The 15,576-nt window shown below is 67.8% G+C and carries 16 protein-coding genes and 1 pseudogene; 9 read left to right on the forward strand and 8 right to left on the reverse strand.

Annotated features, from left to right (window positions below; genetic code table 11):
• The first annotated feature begins 726 nt into the window (after positions 1–726).
• The gene (locus ACZ4TO_RS29510; RefSeq protein ID WP_468025720.1) at positions 727–1,224 is read left to right on the forward strand and encodes a MarR family winged helix-turn-helix transcriptional regulator; all 498 of its coding nucleotides are present in this window, start codon (positions 727–729) and stop codon (positions 1,222–1,224) included.
• Positions 1,225–1,477: 253 nt separating this feature from the next.
• Here ACZ4TO_RS29510 and ACZ4TO_RS29515 read toward each other — a convergent pair whose 3' ends face one another.
• The 5 genes from ACZ4TO_RS29515 to ACZ4TO_RS29535 form a co-directional block, all read right to left on the reverse strand.
• A complete protein-coding gene (locus tag ACZ4TO_RS29515) occupies positions 1,478–2,644 on the reverse strand; it encodes a PP2C family protein-serine/threonine phosphatase (protein ID WP_382797078.1) in 1,167 nt (388 codons plus the stop codon).
• Between the two features lie 431 nt (positions 2,645–3,075).
• Complete coding sequence (locus ACZ4TO_RS29520; protein WP_468025721.1) at positions 3,076–3,597, reverse strand: MarR family winged helix-turn-helix transcriptional regulator; 522 nt, start codon at positions 3,595–3,597, stop codon at positions 3,076–3,078.
• A 57-nt stretch (positions 3,598–3,654) separates the two neighbouring features.
• Positions 3,655–4,146: an STAS domain-containing protein gene (locus ACZ4TO_RS29525; protein WP_468025722.1), complete on the reverse strand. Its 492-nt coding sequence runs from the start codon at positions 4,144–4,146 to the stop codon at positions 3,655–3,657.
• The gene (locus ACZ4TO_RS29530; RefSeq protein WP_468025723.1) at positions 4,143–5,225 is read right to left on the reverse strand and encodes a cobalamin B12-binding domain-containing protein; all 1,083 of its coding nucleotides are present in this window, start codon (positions 5,223–5,225) and stop codon (positions 4,143–4,145) included. The genes ACZ4TO_RS29525 and ACZ4TO_RS29530 overlap by 4 nt, the downstream gene beginning before the upstream one ends.
• The gene (locus ACZ4TO_RS29535; RefSeq protein ID WP_468025883.1) at positions 5,222–6,820 is read right to left on the reverse strand and encodes a PP2C family protein-serine/threonine phosphatase; all 1,599 of its coding nucleotides are present in this window, start codon (positions 6,818–6,820) and stop codon (positions 5,222–5,224) included. The genes ACZ4TO_RS29530 and ACZ4TO_RS29535 overlap by 4 nt, the downstream gene beginning before the upstream one ends.
• A 408-nt stretch (positions 6,821–7,228) precedes the next feature.
• On the opposite strand from ACZ4TO_RS29535, the gene ACZ4TO_RS29540 reads away from it, so the two are divergent.
• The 3 genes from ACZ4TO_RS29540 (at position 7,229) to ACZ4TO_RS29550 (ending at position 8,827) form a co-directional block, all read left to right on the forward strand.
• Positions 7,229–7,660, forward strand: coding sequence for an Hsp20/alpha crystallin family protein (locus ACZ4TO_RS29540; RefSeq protein ID WP_468025724.1), 432 nt, complete (start codon positions 7,229–7,231; stop codon positions 7,658–7,660).
• 181 nt (positions 7,661–7,841) lie between these two features.
• Positions 7,842–8,282, forward strand: a complete 441-nt coding sequence (locus tag ACZ4TO_RS29545) for a DUF2267 domain-containing protein (RefSeq protein ID WP_468025725.1) — start codon at positions 7,842–7,844, stop codon at positions 8,280–8,282.
• A gap of 191 nt (positions 8,283–8,473) precedes the next feature.
• Positions 8,474–8,827: a type II toxin-antitoxin system PemK/MazF family toxin gene (locus ACZ4TO_RS29550; protein WP_468025726.1), complete on the forward strand. Its 354-nt coding sequence runs from the start codon at positions 8,474–8,476 to the stop codon at positions 8,825–8,827.
• Between the two features lie 317 nt (positions 8,828–9,144).
• Here ACZ4TO_RS29550 and ACZ4TO_RS29555 read toward each other — a convergent pair whose 3' ends face one another.
• Positions 9,145–9,321: a CsbD family protein gene (locus tag ACZ4TO_RS29555; protein ID WP_468025727.1), complete on the reverse strand. Its 177-nt coding sequence runs from the start codon at positions 9,319–9,321 to the stop codon at positions 9,145–9,147.
• Positions 9,322–9,504: 183 nt separating this feature from the next.
• Here ACZ4TO_RS29555 and ACZ4TO_RS29560 point away from each other — a divergent pair, with 183 nt between their 5' ends.
• From ACZ4TO_RS29560 to ACZ4TO_RS29570, 3 genes are all read left to right on the forward strand, one after another.
• Positions 9,505–9,675 carry a hydrophobic protein gene (locus ACZ4TO_RS29560; protein WP_355986450.1) on the forward strand — a complete coding sequence of 57 codons (171 nt, stop codon included), beginning with the start codon at positions 9,505–9,507 and terminating at the stop codon, positions 9,673–9,675.
• 331 nt (positions 9,676–10,006) lie between these two features.
• Positions 10,007–10,360: a PRC-barrel domain-containing protein gene (locus ACZ4TO_RS29565; RefSeq protein WP_468025728.1), complete on the forward strand. Its 354-nt coding sequence runs from the start codon at positions 10,007–10,009 to the stop codon at positions 10,358–10,360.
• 214 nt (positions 10,361–10,574) lie between these two features.
• Positions 10,575–11,414: an RNA polymerase sigma factor SigF gene (locus ACZ4TO_RS29570; protein ID WP_468025729.1), complete on the forward strand. Its 840-nt coding sequence runs from the start codon at positions 10,575–10,577 to the stop codon at positions 11,412–11,414.
• A gap of 1,205 nt (positions 11,415–12,619) precedes the next feature.
• Here the strand turns inward: ACZ4TO_RS29570 and ACZ4TO_RS29575 are convergent.
• Both ACZ4TO_RS29575 and ACZ4TO_RS29580 read right to left on the reverse strand, forming a co-directional pair.
• A pseudogene (locus ACZ4TO_RS29575) lies at positions 12,620–13,164 on the reverse strand (DUF6328 family protein).
• A gap of 271 nt (positions 13,165–13,435) precedes the next feature.
• Positions 13,436–14,092 carry a hypothetical protein gene (locus tag ACZ4TO_RS29580; protein WP_468025730.1) on the reverse strand — a complete coding sequence of 219 codons (657 nt, stop codon included), beginning with the start codon at positions 14,090–14,092 and terminating at the stop codon, positions 13,436–13,438.
• Positions 14,093–14,144: 52 nt separating this feature from the next.
• On the opposite strand from ACZ4TO_RS29580, the gene ACZ4TO_RS29585 reads away from it, so the two are divergent.
• Positions 14,145–14,762 (forward strand): NUDIX hydrolase, encoded by a 618-nt coding sequence (locus ACZ4TO_RS29585; protein WP_468025731.1) that lies wholly within the window; start codon positions 14,145–14,147, stop codon positions 14,760–14,762.
• A 207-nt stretch (positions 14,763–14,969) separates the two neighbouring features.
• Positions 14,970–15,536 carry a hypothetical protein gene (locus tag ACZ4TO_RS29590; protein ID WP_468025732.1) on the forward strand — a complete coding sequence of 189 codons (567 nt, stop codon included), beginning with the start codon at positions 14,970–14,972 and terminating at the stop codon, positions 15,534–15,536.
• Positions 15,537–15,576: the final 40 nt, after the last annotated feature.

Consider the following 15,576-nt stretch of genomic DNA (forward strand, 5'->3'; position numbering starts at 1 on the left):
CCGCAGGAGTGTGCAGTGTGACCCGTACCCCCGGGGCACGGACGCCGCGTGATCACGCTGCAGGCAACTCAGCCCAACCCCCGGCGGGCACTTAGGCCAATCACGACCGATCCAGTTCACCACGGGCGGTGGCAATTCAGGTCCGGTCGGTGGTGGAAATGCTGGCGGCCCCAGGAGGCGGCGTCGGTGAAGTGGCCACCGCCGCGACCCTGGCCGTGGCCACTGCGTTCGACGCCGCCTCCCTGCCCGAGTCCGCCATCCCCTACCTCGGCGTTTGGGCTGCCCCGACCCGCTGCACAGCGATTTCAGCTCCTGGCCCTGGGGCGCCGACTGCAGCACTGGGCGTTCGAGGTGGCGAGCCGTCGCTACGCCCTCCGCCCTCTCAGCTTCGACTCGCGGTGGCGGATGGGCACAGGGGCGCCTTAGTGAAACGCCTTCGTCCGAATCGGTGCTTTTACACAGCGTCCATCCGCATGAATTATGAGCGTTTCGTGATGGTTTGCCGTTCACAGCGTCACCGTCCGGGCCGATAAAAGATGTCGTGGTCCCGTGTCTGCTTCTTACGATGCTTGTGCAATACCTGCCCAGAGAGCACACACCGGGAGTCGAGGGACGAAATTGGCGATCGCACACGGCGGGGATTGCTTGTTCGTCGGGACTTCGGGTACTGCGATTGAATGAGCATGGCATCAGAAAATGCCCCGGGCTTACTGAAAGTTGTTGTTCGTGACGCACCTCGACGACCTCGGTGGTGAACAGGCGAGAGGATCGCGCGGTGACCCCGAGGCCATCGCCCTGGAGATTTCCGACGCCGTCGAAAGCCTCGCCGACCTGTGGTCCGGCGCCGTACAGGATGCGGCAATGCGGTTGTCTCCGGCCCAGTCAAAGGCGTTGCGCACCCTGAGCAGGTCGCCGGCCTTGAATCTCACGGCCTTGGCCGAGTGGCTGGACATCGGGCTGCCCACGGCCAGTCGGCTATGTGATCGCCTTGAGGCGGCTGGTTTGATGGAACGGGCCTCGCATCCGAGCAACCGGCGCGAGGTGCAGCTGATTCTGACCCGGGCCGGCCGGCACGTGCTCAGTGATATGGCCGGGCGTCGAGCACAAGCTCTGGCTGCCGCTCTGGGAGGGATGGCGCCTGCCGAGAGGGCCGCGTTGAGCCGGGGGCTGAAGGCCTTTCTCGTAGCGCAGGAAGCAGCCTTGTCGCGGTCTGAGGAGACTTGACGGGGTTCGTAGCGCCTGAGGGGTACAGGGACCTGTTCCGGGGCGCGGCCGTTCCGGTCCAGGCAGGCGACCGAAGCGTCGGCGGCGAGTTCTTTGCTGCCGACGTTCCTGGCCAGGCCCGGGGGCCGTGGCGCGTGCTGCTTCGTAGAGGGAGGCTCGGGTCATGTGGCGCTGAGGGTCTGGCGCAGGGCTCGTTCTCCGAGGAAACCGCCGTCGGCGTCGCGGGCGCCGTGTCTCCAGGGCCTGGCACCCGTCACGATGGCCGTCCGCGCCAGTCCAGGCACACCACTAGGGCGTCGTCGGTCGGCAGGGCCTGGCCACGGTGGCCCGTCAGTTCCCGCAGGACGGCCCGGGGGACGTCGGCGGGCGGCAGCAGCCGGGTGGACATGATCGCCCGGGTCAGGGCGGCATCCCCGTACGACTCTCCGCCGGGAGAAAAGGCTCCGTAGACGCCGTCGCTGACGAAGACGAGACGGTCGCCTGGCTCGACCTGGAATTCCTGGGCTGCGTAGTCGGTCTCCTCGAACATGCCCAGAGGCATCTGCGCCTCGAAGGCGACGCGCTCGAGCGTTCCGTTGCGCAGGCGCAGCACCTGCGGGGAGCCGGCGTCCACGACCTGGACCTGTCCGCTGATCAGGTCGAAGTCGAACATGAGGGCAGACAGGTAGCAGCGCCCCCGGTAGTGGGCGTAGACCGCCTGGTCGGCGAGGGCGGCCTGGTCGGCGAGGCCGATGCCGGCCCGCCGGGCGTTGCGCAGAGCGTTGACGGACAGATTGGTCAGCAGGGAGGCCTCCATCCCCTCGCCCATGCCGTTGGAGACGTACAGGAGGAGCCGGTCGGCGGTCACGGACCAGTCGAAGTTGTCGCCGAAGATCGCGTAGGCGGGCTCCAGCTGTGCTCCGAGCTCGTATTCGGGGCAGGCGTAGGAGCGGCCGGGCAGCAGTTGCCACTGCATCTCGGCAGCCAGGGTGAGCCGGTCCTTGCGTCGTGCTTGCAGGTAGAGGTCCGTGTCGCGTTCGGCCACGACGACCTCGTGGGCGAGTACCTCGGCGATCTCTGTCAGTTCGTTCAGGCAGCTGCGTGCGTGCTCCCCGCCGGGGAGGGTCACCGAAAGGACGCCGAGTCGGTCGCCGCGCGCGATGACGGGCAGGTGGACGCTCACCAGTCCGTCTGAAAGGCCCTCGATGAAGGGTTCCTGGGCACCGAAGGCTCGTCCTGCCGGGCTGTTGTGTATCGACACCGGCTCCAGAGTGTGCGGCAGTCTGGAGACCGGTTGCAGCACGGTCAGGCCGTAGTCGGCCATGAAGAGCTCGACGGTGTCCGCTTCGTACTGCTCAGCCAGGACGCGGCGGACCGCGTCGAGCAACTGGTGGGGCGCCGCCGTGCGCAGAGCGCGCTCAGCGGCCACGAATCTGTTCACAGTGGTGAATACGCCGATCTTTTGTCTGACGTGGGAGGCCTTCGGCTCGCGACGAAGTCATGGAGAGGTGCATGGTCCGGTGCAATCCATCTCTAGCCAGTTCGCTCGCCCCGTACGCCGGCCGTCGTCTTCGTGCCTGCGAGAGGGTGAACCGGACCTCGTCTCGGCGTTGCCCGTCGCCGGGCACGTCGCGCGGAGCAGTCTCATGGCCACGGAGCGGCAGGCGCCGGGTGTCAACGGCGCACTCGTGCCGGTGTCCCCTTTGTGGGTGCTGCTCGCCCGCGAGGCGGCCAGTGCGGGCTGAGCGGTGCGCCGCGCGATGAGACGCAATCTCGGCTGCCGGGTCCCGGTGAGCAGAAAGCGGCGTGATCTCCATCCAGCGGAAGACTGCCGCACGCTCCTGGAGGGCAGGTGGTGGTCGCGCCTTCCGCTCAGGCTGCCGTTTCTCGATGCCTGCCTGCGGGCGTCGCGCCCTCTTGGGCCAGGTGGAGTGCGGGCTGGCTGAGCAGCGTGTGCTGCAGGCTGGTGAGACCGTCGGTCAGTGCGGTGCGCTGGCTGGAGGGCACGGCAGCAATCGCCTGGTGCAGCAGTTGGTCGCGCAGTTCACGAATCCGGGCCAGTTGGTTGTGGCCGGCGGGAGTGATGGAGAGCAGGACTTCGCGGCGGCTGTCGGGACAGGCACGGCGTTCTACGAAACCGAGGGCCTGCAGGCGGTCGATCAGGCGGCTGACCGAGGGGGGCGCGGCACCCAGGAGCTGGGTGAGGTCGCGCATGCGGATGCCATCCTCGCGGTCGACAATGCACATCACGCGCAGCTGTGAGGCCGGAATGTAGGGCGGCGGGGTCTGGCTACGGGCCTGTTCCCAGAGGATGTCGAGAAGTTCGACGATGCCCTGGACCTGACGGGCCGCTGCGCGGACGGGTTCGGAGGTGGGGCGGGTGCGCTCGGTCATGCGGTTCCCCTCCGAGAGGTTGGGCCCCCCTTTTACACCGGTCCGTGTGTTCGGACATCACTCGCTGACGTCCGATCCAGCACACGTGGAGCCGGCGGGGGTGCCGTCCTTGGACGTATGACGATATGCCATGCGCTGGGAGTCGTGCAGCCCGCCGGCCGGGCCGGCGTCCTGCGCCTCGTCCCGAGCGCTCTTTTCGACCGTCTGGTCGGGGGCCAGGTGGTCCAGAGTGCCGGTGATGTCCAGCATCCGTTCCAGAGCCGGTGTCCGGTTGTCCAGGTGGAGGGTGACACGCGCGGCGACGGCCCGGCGGTGGAGCATGAGCAGCATGGCGAGCCCCATGGAGTCGATACCGCTCAGGGCCGTGCAGTCCAGGTGCAGGTGGCGCAGACGCGGATTGACGGTGAGGTGCCGGGTGGCGCCGGCGAGGAAGTGGTCGGCGCTGTCGTAGTCGAGGAACCCGTGCACCTCGACGTGAATCGCCTCTCCTTGGGCGGGGGCGGTGGTCAGGCGCAGGTGGTCGAGGTCGAATCCGTCAAGGCGTGTCATACGGTGTTCCTGGTGTCGGAGGCGATCACTGATCCTGCCCGGGTGAGGAGGTCGACGGCCTGGTGGAGCGTGGATGTGGCCCGGGGGAAGTCCTTGAGCTGCTCGCTCAGGATGCCCAGGGCCGGGATGAGGGAACGGGCGGGGACGCCGCGGGTGGTGAGGATGCCGGCCGTCCAGAGGATGAAGTCGGTGAAGAGGTCCACGTCGTCGGTGTAGAGGGCGGTGGCCAGGAAATCGACGATGTGTGCGATGTCCTCGGCGGTGCGTTCACGCTGGGCGTCGGTGTAGTCCCGTATCGCGGGAAAACGTTCTTCCAGGGTGCCCGTCACCGTTCGCACCAGGCGGGTACGGGTGCGGGCGACCATCGTGTACTCCTGGTCAGCCAGGTGCGGCAGGTCGTCGATGGGCTGGTGCGCCGCTGCGGGGCGGGGAAGGGGGCCCTGCTCGAGCCGGTCGGCGGCGGCCCGGGCGTCGGGCGCCCACGCGTCGGCGCCCAGCTGGCGGGCGTACTGGCCGTGCCGGCCGAAGGCTGCGCCGCCGACCAGGACGGGGGTGCTGGTGGCCTGGACCGCGGTGATCGTGGCGTGCGCGGTCGGCAGACGGACGGGGATCGAGCTGGACAGCGCGACGAACTCGGGGCCGGTCTGGTGGATGTGGCTGATCAGATGGCTGGTGGGGACCTGGGCACCGAGATAGTCCACCTTCCAGCCCCGCAGCTTGAGCACTTCGGCGACCAGGCGTGCGGGCAGGCCGTGCCATTCGCCGTCCACGCACGCCACGGTCGCCCGGCCCCGGCCGGCTGCCGTGTGCTGGGCACAGCGGTAGGACAGGGCGGCGACGGCGCGTTCGTTGATGGCGGTGGCCGCATGCTCCTGGGCAACCGTGATGCGGTTCGCCGCCCACTCCTGGCCCAACCTGCGTTGCACAGCGCCGACGAGGTCCAGGAGCACGGTCTCGGGTGAGGCGCCGTCGTCCAGGGCGCCAAAGACGGTGCGGGTGGCTGTCTCTTCGTCGCCGGTGCTGACCGCCTCCCACAGCTGTTCTTCCCACTGCTGCGGAGCGTTTGATATACGGGTCACGCGGTGAACCTGCCCCGGGTATGGCCGCCCACCGCACTGAGATGAGCCGAGCGGGGTGCAGCGATGATCATCACCGCCATATCGTCGTGGACCTCGGATCCGACCCACTCGGAGGCGAGCATCAGCATGTGCTCGACGACCGCTTCGGCCGGCATGGCCGCGCAGTGCGCGAGGGCCTTCTTCAGCCGGGACTGCCCGAACAGCTCATCGCCCAGCGGGCCACCCTTGGCCTCGGTGAAACCGTCGGTGAACAGCACGCAGAAGTCCCCGGGTGCCAGCGTCTCCTGCGTCGTCGTCGCACGGGCCTCGGGCAGCACGCCGACGAGCGTGCCGCGTGACGCGCCTTCCTCGACGCTGCCGTCGCCTCGCACGATCAAAGGCGGCTCATGCCCGGCGCTGGTCACCCGCAGCCGCACGCCGCTCCCTTCCCGCACGACGGACGCCATGATCAGTGTGGCGAAGCGTGTCGCCTGAGAGTTGAGGAGTGCACTGTTGAGGAGGTCGATCACGCGTTGGTGGTCATCGGCCATCGGCAGCAGCGCCTGCAGCGTGTTGCGGATCTTCCCCGTCAGCACTGCCGCCTCAAGGCCCTTCCCGCAGACATCGCCCAGGACGGCGAAGGACTCCTCGCCGTCGGTGGCGGCCGGATGGACGTCGTAGAAATCGCCGCCGATCCGCTCATGGTCCTTCGCCGCCCGATAGCCGCCCGCGAACTCGACGCCGCCCGCCCTCCGGAGAACGGGCGGAAGCAGATCCCGCATCAGCGTCTGGGCGAGGGAGGACTGCTCGGCGTACAGGCGGGCCGCAGACATGGCTGCGCCGGCCCGAGCCGCGAACAGACGGGCGAAGACCTCCTCTTCCGCGCTGAACGCGGCCTCTCCGCTGCGCCGCAGGAGGACCAGGGCACCGGCGGGAACTCCGTGACCGGGAAGCGGCGTGATGACGATGGAGCCGACCGGCCCGAAGCCGTCCGGGACCAGCCAGCCCGGAGCGGTCGCGGGGTCTATCCACCGCGACGGCACCGGCGGGAACCCCTGCAGGGCCTCACCGAGGCCGAGGACCTCTTCAGGATCAACATTCCACGTGAAGCGCTGCGGTTCACCCCCGCTCAGACACAGGACGACCGGCAAGCCGCGTGCCTTGCGCGGGGCGATGACCAGGGCGGCATCGGCAAGGTACTCCGCCGCGAGCTGCGCGGTCACGTCCATGCATCGCTCCAGATTCAACGACGAGAGCAGCGTGTTGGACGCCTCGGTCAGAAAAGCCGTCCGCTCACGCTCCATCCGCAGAGCCTCACGCGCCAGCCGACGGTCCGTGTCGTCCACCAGCCACCACAGCACGTCCCCGTCGTCCTGCACCGAGGGATGAGCCTCGAAGACCCGCTCGTCCACCGGCCCGAACACCACAGCGCCCGCCAGAGGGGCGCCTGTCATGTGTAGCGCGTGCCCGTCCGCAAGCCATGCCGGAACGTTGCCGCGCAACGGCTCGCCGGGGCAAAGAGCGGGAAAGAGATGGCCGGCCTGTGGGTTCGCGTGACGTACCGTGCCGGACCGGTCCACGATCACGACCGGGTACGGCACCGACACCAAGGCCATGGCCGCGTGCGCCGGAGCGCCAGTGCTCACGGCAGGTCCCTGCTCGATGGAAGTCACAAACACCAAGGCCCGCTGAGCGAACCCCTCACCTCATCCGGTCGATGAATTATTGCCTCACGGCAACCATCCTCTACCGCTACCTCTCCTGGCAACCCGCACCCCGCTCGCCCTTGCTCCAGGCGTGCGTGTCGCCGCCAAAACAGCGGGAGGGACGTGGGGCCGCCACCAGGACGGACCGGCCCCATCGGACAAAGGAGCAGGTCAGCGGCCCTTCAGAGTGAGATGGCACACGTCCGGAGCAGCAGGGGTCCAAGGAGTGAAGAACTTGAGGAGAGCCTGCAAAGTTCACCGCTGAGCAGGCAGCGGACACTCAAGCCGACCATCCGACGGCGGCCGGTCGAGGCAACATTGTTGATGCGCACCGACCCGTTCCGTGAACTCGACCGCCTCGCCCAGCACCTGATGGGCCCGGGAACGTGGTCCCGCCCCTCCGCGATGCCGATGGACGCCTACCGGGACGGCGACCAGTACGTCATCGCCTTCAACCTGCCGGGCATCGATCCCGACGCCCTGGACATCGACGTCGAGCGGAACATGCTCACCGTGAAGGCGGAACGTCGGCCCCTGCCTCGGTCGGAGAGCGCCCAGACGGAACTGTCCGAGCGGCCGCTCGGTGTCTTCTCCCGCCAGATCGTCCTGGCCGACACCCTCGACACCGAGCGCATCTCCGCGGACTACGAAGCCGGCGTCCTGACGCTCCGTATCCCGATCGCCGAGCGGGCCAAGCCCCGCAAGATCAGCGTCAACAGCACCGGCGACCGCAGGGAACTCGACAGCTGACCCGGTGAACGTGCCCCACCGGCCGGGGCCCGGGCGGTTTGCCTGCCATCCCGCCTGGGCCCGGTGGCACTGACTCCTCACTCCAGGCCGGACAACCGACTCCGCGAGGAACGCGGTTCACGCGGAACAGCCGGTCCACCGCAGGAAGACGACGGTCACGCAAGGAAAGCCGACGCGCCCCATGACTCCTCTCCCTCCCCCCGCGCCCCCTGTCCAGACGGCCACATCCACCTTCGAGCAGATGCTGGAGAAGGTGCGCTACGAAGGCGCCTACCCCACCCGCGCCCAGGCCGAAGGCGTCGTACGCCGGGTCATCGCAGGCCTCGGCCGCCAGTTGACGGGCGCCGAGCGGATGGCACTGGCCGCTCGCCTCCCCCAAGAGGCAGCCGACATCCTCACCTCCCAGATCCCCACCGGCAGACCTTTGACGGGCTGGGGCTTCGTGAAGGACCTCGCGGAGCGAAGCGGAGGCAGTCTGGCGACGACCCGCTGGGACACCGGGTCGGTGCTCGGCGTCGTCGCACGCCTGGCCGGAGACGACCTGACCGCCCGGATCATCGGACAACTGCCCGACGGTTATGCCCTGTTGTTCGGGCGGGCTCAGCTCGTCCGGGCCGCCTGACCGCCGGCTCGCCGCCTGACCGCGGGCCCGGCGCCGTCACCCAGAACGCATCACACCCAGTACTGTGACCGCGAAGGTTCACCGGGTTCGCCGGTCGCTGCGATCGCTGGACTGGTTGGATTACGGCCGACAATGAGGTGTTCGGTCCGGGGCGGGCAAGGTTCCCCGGCGATCCTGCGTCGGGAGGGCACATGCAGCGCGGCGAGGTCTGGTTGGCGGACTTTGACGAGCGGAGGCCGGTAGTACTGCTGTCGGGAGACGAAGCGTCCGGGTTCCGAGCGATGCAGGTCGTCGCTCCTGCGGGGACCGAGATCAGCGGTGTGGCCGTCGAGGTGGCAGTGGGGGCGCCCGAGGGGCTGCCTCTTGAGGGCGTCCTTCGAGCGGCGCTGCCACGTCCCGGTCTTGTCCCGTGCACTTGGCTGGTGACGCTGGCCCAGGAAGATCTGACCGAGCAGGTGGGAGTCTTGTCGCCAGCGAAGCTCGGCGAGATCGAGAATGCCCTCCGTGCCGGCGGACTCGAGGAGGCGGCGCACCAGGCTGCTTGATCAGGCACCGAGCGAGGGTCGGCCTCCCCGGCAAAGGCCCTTCTCGCTGCGGATGCGGGCGCGTTCCTTGGGCTGGACGGCCAGGACGTCAGGATGGCGGGCAGCGGTACGCCGCGCGGTACAACAAGATGACCAAAGCTTCTGCCGTTCGGCCGCGGCCAGTTGGCCAGTTGGCCGCAAACCGTATGCCCTCCCGGCCTGTTGCCGTCGCGGGCCAATGATGTAGCCCTCCGGCCATCCACCGCCCTGAGCGGGCCGGCACAGACGGCACGGATCCCGGCAGCCACCAGGCTGCCGGGATCAGGGTCGCTGAGCGCCTACTTGGGCCGGACAGCGTCCTTGACCTTCTCCTTCGCCGCACGCAGGTCCCCCTGGGACTCCTCGGCCTGACCCTGGGCCTTCAAGGACTCGTTGCCGACCACACCGCCGACGACCTTCTTCACCTTGCCCTCGACCTGCTCGCCCTTGGCCTGAGCCTTCTCGTCCGCAGCCACAACCGCCCACCCCTGCCTCACATCGGAACTCACGTACGCCCTCCATGTCACCCCAGAACGCATTCTCAAACCAGCGCGACGACCGCCACGCTTTCGCAGCCGCGGACCACTTAAGAGATACGTAAATCCCGCAGGAATGAAGATCGGACTGCAGGGCACACGAAGGTCCGGAGGTTGATAACTATGGTTCCTATTCTTCTTGTTCTTCTGCTCGCCCTGATCCTCTTCGGTGCCGGTTTCGCGCTGAAGGCACTGTGGTGGATCGCCGTCATCGTGCTGATCGTGTGGGTCCTCGGCTTCGTGATCCGCCCGACAGCAGGCGGCGGCAAGCGTGGCCGCTGGTACCGCTGGTAGGCAGCAACAACAACAGAAACCATGGGTGGGGCCCGACGCCACGGCGTCGGGCCCCACCCATGTCCCGTCCCGGTGACCGCGGGATGAAAGTGGTGATTGCGTAGATGCGGGGTATCAGGGACTCATGGCCGGGGGTGGCCGTGACGCCAGGAACCATGGCCTCCAGCACGGCACCTCCGGCCATCCGCATTCGACGTGAACGTGATGTGTGGGGCCCGGAAGCAGGGGAACCCGACTTTCTGAGAAGGCGTCACCAAATTCGATGATGCCTGCAAAAACCGCAGTTCGGCTGCGGCGGAAGCAATCAATCTCGACAAGGGAGCCGTTCTTTATGAGTGACAACATCTGGGGCTACCAGCCGACCACCGGCCACATCGCGGGCACCGACCTGATCGGATACAAGGTCGAGGCCACCGACGGCAGCATCGGGAAGGTCGACAAGCACTCGGACGACGTCAACTCCGCCTACCTCGTCGTCGACACCGGCGTATGGATCTTCGGCAAGCACGTACTGCTGCCGGCCGGGACCGTGCAGTCGGTCGACCCGGCCGAGCGGAAGATCTACGTCGCCCTCACCAAGGACCAGATCAAGGACTCCCCCGAGTTCGACAAGGACAAGCACGTCGGCGACGCCGGGTACCACGAGCAGGTCGGCAGCTACTACCAGGGCCAGCGCGGTATCTGACGTCCAGCACCAACCCAGAAGTGGGGCCGCCCGGAGACGCTCCGGACGGCCCCACTTCTCGTGCGCCAGAGACCGTCCGCCAAGTGGTCGCTCGGGCGCGCTGAGTCCGTTCTAAAATCTGCCGGCATGCATTGTTCGGACCCGGGTACACCGTCTGTCGCCGGCGTGCACGGAGCCGGCGATCAAGGGCTGGATCACGCAGGAGGGGCCTGATATGGCAGTGACGAAGACAGCAGAAGCACGCACCGAGGTGCTGCCCGAGATAGCGGACCCTTCCCAGATCGCCCCCAAAGATGCCCGGCAGTTGTCCCGGCTGTTCTTCGACCGGCTCGCCGTCCTGGAAGAGGGCACACCCGAGTACCAGTACGCCCGCAACACCCTCATCGAAATGAACATCACCCTCGTTCAGTACGCCGCGGGACGTTTCCGCAGCCGCGGTCAGGACGAGATGGAGGACATCGTCCAGGTCGGCACGATCGGACTGATCAAGGCCATCGACCGGTTCGAGCTGTCCCGCGAAGTCGAGTTCACCTCCTTCGCGGTCCCCTACATCGTCGGTGAGATCAAGCGCTTCTTCCGCGACACCTCCTGGGCCGTCCACGTCCCCCGACGCCTCCAGGAAGCCCGCGTCCAGCTCGCCAAAGCCACGGAAGAACTCCGCAGCAGGCTCGGGCGCACGCCCACCACCCATGAACTGTCCCAGCTGATGTCACTGTCGGAGAAGGACGTCATCGAGGCCCGAAAGGCCTCCAACGGCTACACATCAAGCTCCCTCGATGCCGCCATCACGTCCAGCGAAGACGGCGAAACCGCACTAGCCGACTTCATCGGAGTGGACGACAACGCCCTCGAACTGGTGGAGGACTTCCATGCCCTCGCCCCGATGATCGCCCAGCTCGACGACCGCGAACGCCGCATCATCCACATGCGGTTCGTCGATGAACTCACCCAGGCCCAGATCGGCGAACACCTCGGCATCTCCCAGATGCACGTCTCCCGCCTCCTCAACCGCACCCTCGCCAAGCTCCGCGAAGGCATGCTCGCCACCCACTGAGCTCACTCGTTCGCCACACACACCGGCGGCGCCCCCACGGTTCGACGTGGGCAGCGCCGCCGGGTCGTTCATCGGTGGAGCCCGGCGCCCGGCACAAACCCTCCCCCATGTGGCTGGGCAACCCCCACCGCGAAGTCGGTAGCCGACGTTCTCAAGGCAGTCGCTGCCAGCAGGGTCGTGGCATGCCTGTCGCCGGCGGATGTCGTTTCGCGAGAGATCGCGCGCTGGGAGCGATCCTGTGGCGCGGCTGCTGAGAATTCGGCTTCCGCTGCCCGGTGGCGGCGGCCATGCCAAGTTCCCCATATGCAGCCATTTGGCGCCCCGTTGGCGGCCTCGAGGTTCCCCGCGCGCGGCTGGTCAGGACTTCCCCGCCTGCTTCGGGAAAGTCCGCTCTGGGGCGGCTCAGGGCGGGTGAGGAAGAGCAGGGAGATCCTTCAGGCGTATGACCTGACAGACGGTTACCGCGCCACGACGGAGTGGGCCGGGTGCGCAAGCCGGCAAACCCTGAGCGCAGGGAGAGCAGTCATCTGGCGGGCGAGCCAGACCTCGATGGTCTGAAGGAGGTCGTCCTCGAGGAACCGTGGGCGGTGAGGAACCCGCGCAGCAGGTGGGCTGCAAGGCTTTTGCCCGAGAGCTGCTGGAGCACGTCGGCCGGCACCGGTCCGCCGGGGGTGACCTGGATGGCCAGCAGGATCCGCTGGACCCGCCGGGCGCGGGTCAACGTCGAGCGCGTCCAACCGTGCATGTCCCCCAGCGGGCCGGCTCTGCCTCCAGCCGGCGGCACGTACCGGATCGAGCGGCACACCAGTGGAGGCTGTCACCAGGCGTGGCGGGCTCGAACAGGACCGGCTGCCGGTGATCATGTGGCGCCGGAACAGCCGGCGGCACGGCGACAGGCTCCGCGCTCCCCTCCGTCCCGGCGCCGCCACCCACACCCGCGTAGGCGGAACGGCGTTCCTGGGGGCGGGTGTTGGCCAGGGACAGCCGCACCCAGGTGAGCCAAGGCGCATTGGCTGTCACCATCGGTATCCGCTGGCCTGCGACTTCGACCGGCAAAGCACGTTGGCTGTCACCAGATTGGCGCGCTTCTGTCACCAGTAGCGCTCGAAGCATGGTGGGTGTCACCGGCTCCTGACCTCGGGTTCCTGCACGGCGACTCCAGGACGGGGCTCACACTTCAAGCCGTCGGCGGCGGCCGTGTCCCGTCAGCCGGCGGGCTCCTCCGGCACTGTGCTGTACCGGTGCCGTGCCCAAGCGGCAGCGCGACCCAGCACGCGAGGTACCAGGCCACCACCACGCCCACCAACCAGGGTACGAAGCCGTCGTGCGTGGCCACCCGGAGGATCAGGAACAGGGCGGAAGTGAGCGTGGCGACCAGCAGCGCCAGGCCGAGGAAGATGAGCCGCGCCGCCCAGCGCACCGCCTGCGCCTTGATGCTGCGGCCGGAGATCAGCCGGTGGAAGGGGACGGGCGCGATGAGGGCGCCTGTCGCCGTCGCGCCGAGGACGACCGTCGTGATGTAGATGAACCGGTCCGCGTGCGACAGGTGCCCGAAGGCCGGGGTGAACGCCACGCTCAGCAGGAAGCCGAAGAGGATCTGGACGCCGGTCTGTGCGACCCGGATCTCCTGCATCAGTTCGTTCCACTGCCGGTCGGCCCGCTCGGCCTCGGACTCCTCCCGCTGCGCTCCCTCGGCGCCCTGCGCCTGACTCGCCGCCGGTCTCGCTTCCGCGACCCCGCTGTCCGCCACAACCCCTCCCGGTGTGCTCGTCCGTATGGGCGAGCGGATACCCCCATTCGCCGCCACCGTGCACCCCGAATTGGCTTTTCCTTGACCTCGCGTTGAACGGCGCCATACATGGGACTACGCGTTCGCAGCGTGCACCAGCGCCGCTGCCTGCGCTGGTTAGCGGCGCGGCGGCATGCCCCGGGCCACCTCGCCGCTTCCTTCAGCGCGCTGGGCTGTCTGCCGGTGCGCTGCTGGAACGTGCCCGTGCAGTCCACCGTGCCTCCATGGCCGACTACCTCGCCCAACGCGGCGCCCTCACCGCCGGAGCCGGAAAGCTGGCCAGCCTCTTTCGCGAGCCCACCCTCCAGGAACAGTTCGACCGGGCCGGGGAGCAACTGTTGCTCTCGTTGTCGACCTTCGTCATGCTCGCCCGGGCACACTTGGCGTTCGCCGGCGGCATCCTGCCGTGGTTGAGGCCGGGCCAGACAAGGTCAAGGCGCTGACCACCGGCGCTCTTGATGACCATGTACTGCTGGCAGGTCTTCCCCGATGTCACGCCCTGTTGGGCGGTCTCCTTGGACTTGGCGAACGGGAACTCGTCGCACTGGGCCGGGGTGGGTGTGGAAGGGTCGGCGGTGAAGGTGGTGTCGCACACGATGTCGCGGTTCTTCCTGGCCACGGTTTCGTTCGACTCACGGTGCAGGGGGTGTCCCTTGCCTTCCCAGCCGGGGCGGCTGGACATACTGGCTTGAACCATGCCGATGTATTGGCGTGTCAGGTTGTACCGGGTCGGGATCACAAGCGTGGGCGTGTACTTGTCGATCACGCACCCTGAGTTGTTGGCGACCATCCTGTCGCAGCACACCTGCCATCCCGAGTTCTGGCTCACCCCCCAGAAGTAAGAGCCCTCCGCGTTCGCGTAGGTGGCCTTGAGGGTGTACTCGAGCATGAGGGTGTCGAAATCGACGTCGCCTGTCAGTGCCTCCTGACAGGATGCGCGGATGAGCTCAGCTGGCCACCCGCTCCCCGACAATGACGATCAGCCGCTTGCCCGCCTTCTGGAGCTGGTCGGAGCCATCGAACCCTGGGACAGCCTGGAGCGCACCCACCTGAAGACCGCCGCGCAGTGGATCGCCAGCGGTGCCCCGGTCTACCGGGTGCACAAGCCGGACGTTCCCGCTATGCACCTGGTGAGCTACTTCGTCGTCCTCGACGACACACGCGGTCAGCTGTTGCTCGTCGCGCACCGCAAGGCGGGCCTGTGGCTGCCGGCTGGCGGACACGTCGAGCCGGGAGAGGACCCGTGGGCCGCGGTGGTCCGCGAATGTCGTGAGGAGCTGGGCATCCACGCCACGGCATCGCCGATCACCGGCGAGCTCCCCCTCTTCCTCACCGTCACCGAAACGCGGGGGCCGGGCGCACACACTGACGTCTCGCTCTGGTACCTCCTCACCGCCGACGCTGACGCCATCACTTCTTACGACCAGGACGAGTTCAAAGCGATCCGGTGGCTGACCGACGAGCAGGTGCTCGAGGAGTCGGACGAGCTGCTCGACCCCCACATGCACCGCTTCACCCACAAGTTGCAGCACGCCCGGGCCGGAAGGGCTTGCGGGTAGCCTCCCCCGACCGTCCACGGTGCTGTACGCCCCAGCCCCGACGGCACATGGCCGAGAACGACATCAGCACCGCTCACGTTCACCGTCCCCATGGGGAGTCGTGACCGCGAGGGTGGGGAATTACGGGCTCTGTCGGGGATCTTGTGATGTCGCAGAACCTGCCGGGCCGGTCCTTTCATACTTGTGGCGACCTCTTACCTTGGTGCCATGGGAGAGACGAACGCGAGGGTGCGGGTCGAGTTGACGCACGACGACGTCCACGCCGGTGAGCACGGTTCCCGCGCGCGGTGTCTACCCGAGCCGTGGATGTGCGATGTCTTCTATCTCGACGGCAGCCTGAGGGACATTCGGGTCCTCGACACAACCCGCGTCGAGTGGATCGCGGTCCTCGAACGCCTGCGTGTTGTAGCCGACGAGACCGAGGTGGAGCACCCCTACCCCCAGCTCGATCCCGTGCATCCCGCCTTTACCGACCTCTTCCGCGTCTGGGCGGACGACCCGGAGGGCCACGCCACGAGTTTCTCCTTCCGGGCCCGCTTCGGCGCCGTGTGGTTCTTCGCCCTGCCCTGCGACGAGGAGGAGATCGAGTTCTCCGTCTGGCCCGAGGACGTCCTCGACGGGGCGGGGGTGGCTGCCGTGCTGCAGTTCCTGGTCCAGGTCGCGACGGCCAGTCAACGACGAGCCCTGCTGACCGGCGAGACCGTCCGATATGACCCGGGGATGCTGACGCTGATCTCCCACGACCCTGCCACCGGCCTCACTTCCCACATCTGAGAGGGCGTTAAGTCCCTTCTCTCTCCGCTCGCGATCACTC

Source organism: Streptomyces sp. NPDC028298 (assembly GCF_055565895.1).

Coding starts and splice junctions, on each gene's coding strand:
- ACZ4TO_RS29520 (WP_468025721.1), bottom strand. CDS start 3,597: ATGACCGAGCGCACCCGCCCCACCTCCGAACCCGTCCGCGCAGCGGCC.
- ACZ4TO_RS29525 (WP_468025722.1), bottom strand. CDS start 4,146: ATGACACGCCTTGACGGATTCGACCTCGACCACCTGCGCCTGACCACC.
- ACZ4TO_RS29535 (WP_468025883.1), bottom strand. CDS start 6,820: ATGGCCTTGGTGTCGGTGCCGTACCCGGTCGTGATCGTGGACCGGTCC.
- ACZ4TO_RS29545 (WP_468025725.1), top strand. CDS start 7,842: ATGACTCCTCTCCCTCCCCCCGCGCCCCCTGTCCAGACGGCCACATCC.
- ACZ4TO_RS29550 (WP_468025726.1), top strand. CDS start 8,474: ATGCAGCGCGGCGAGGTCTGGTTGGCGGACTTTGACGAGCGGAGGCCG.
- ACZ4TO_RS29560 (WP_355986450.1), top strand. CDS start 9,505: ATGGTTCCTATTCTTCTTGTTCTTCTGCTCGCCCTGATCCTCTTCGGT.
- ACZ4TO_RS29565 (WP_468025728.1), top strand. CDS start 10,007: ATGAGTGACAACATCTGGGGCTACCAGCCGACCACCGGCCACATCGCG.
- ACZ4TO_RS29570 (WP_468025729.1), top strand. CDS start 10,575: ATGGCAGTGACGAAGACAGCAGAAGCACGCACCGAGGTGCTGCCCGAG.
- ACZ4TO_RS29580 (WP_468025730.1), bottom strand. CDS start 14,092: ATGCTCGAGTACACCCTCAAGGCCACCTACGCGAACGCGGAGGGCTCT.
- ACZ4TO_RS29585 (WP_468025731.1), top strand. CDS start 14,145: ATGAGCTCAGCTGGCCACCCGCTCCCCGACAATGACGATCAGCCGCTT.
- ACZ4TO_RS29590 (WP_468025732.1), top strand. CDS start 14,970: ATGGGAGAGACGAACGCGAGGGTGCGGGTCGAGTTGACGCACGACGAC.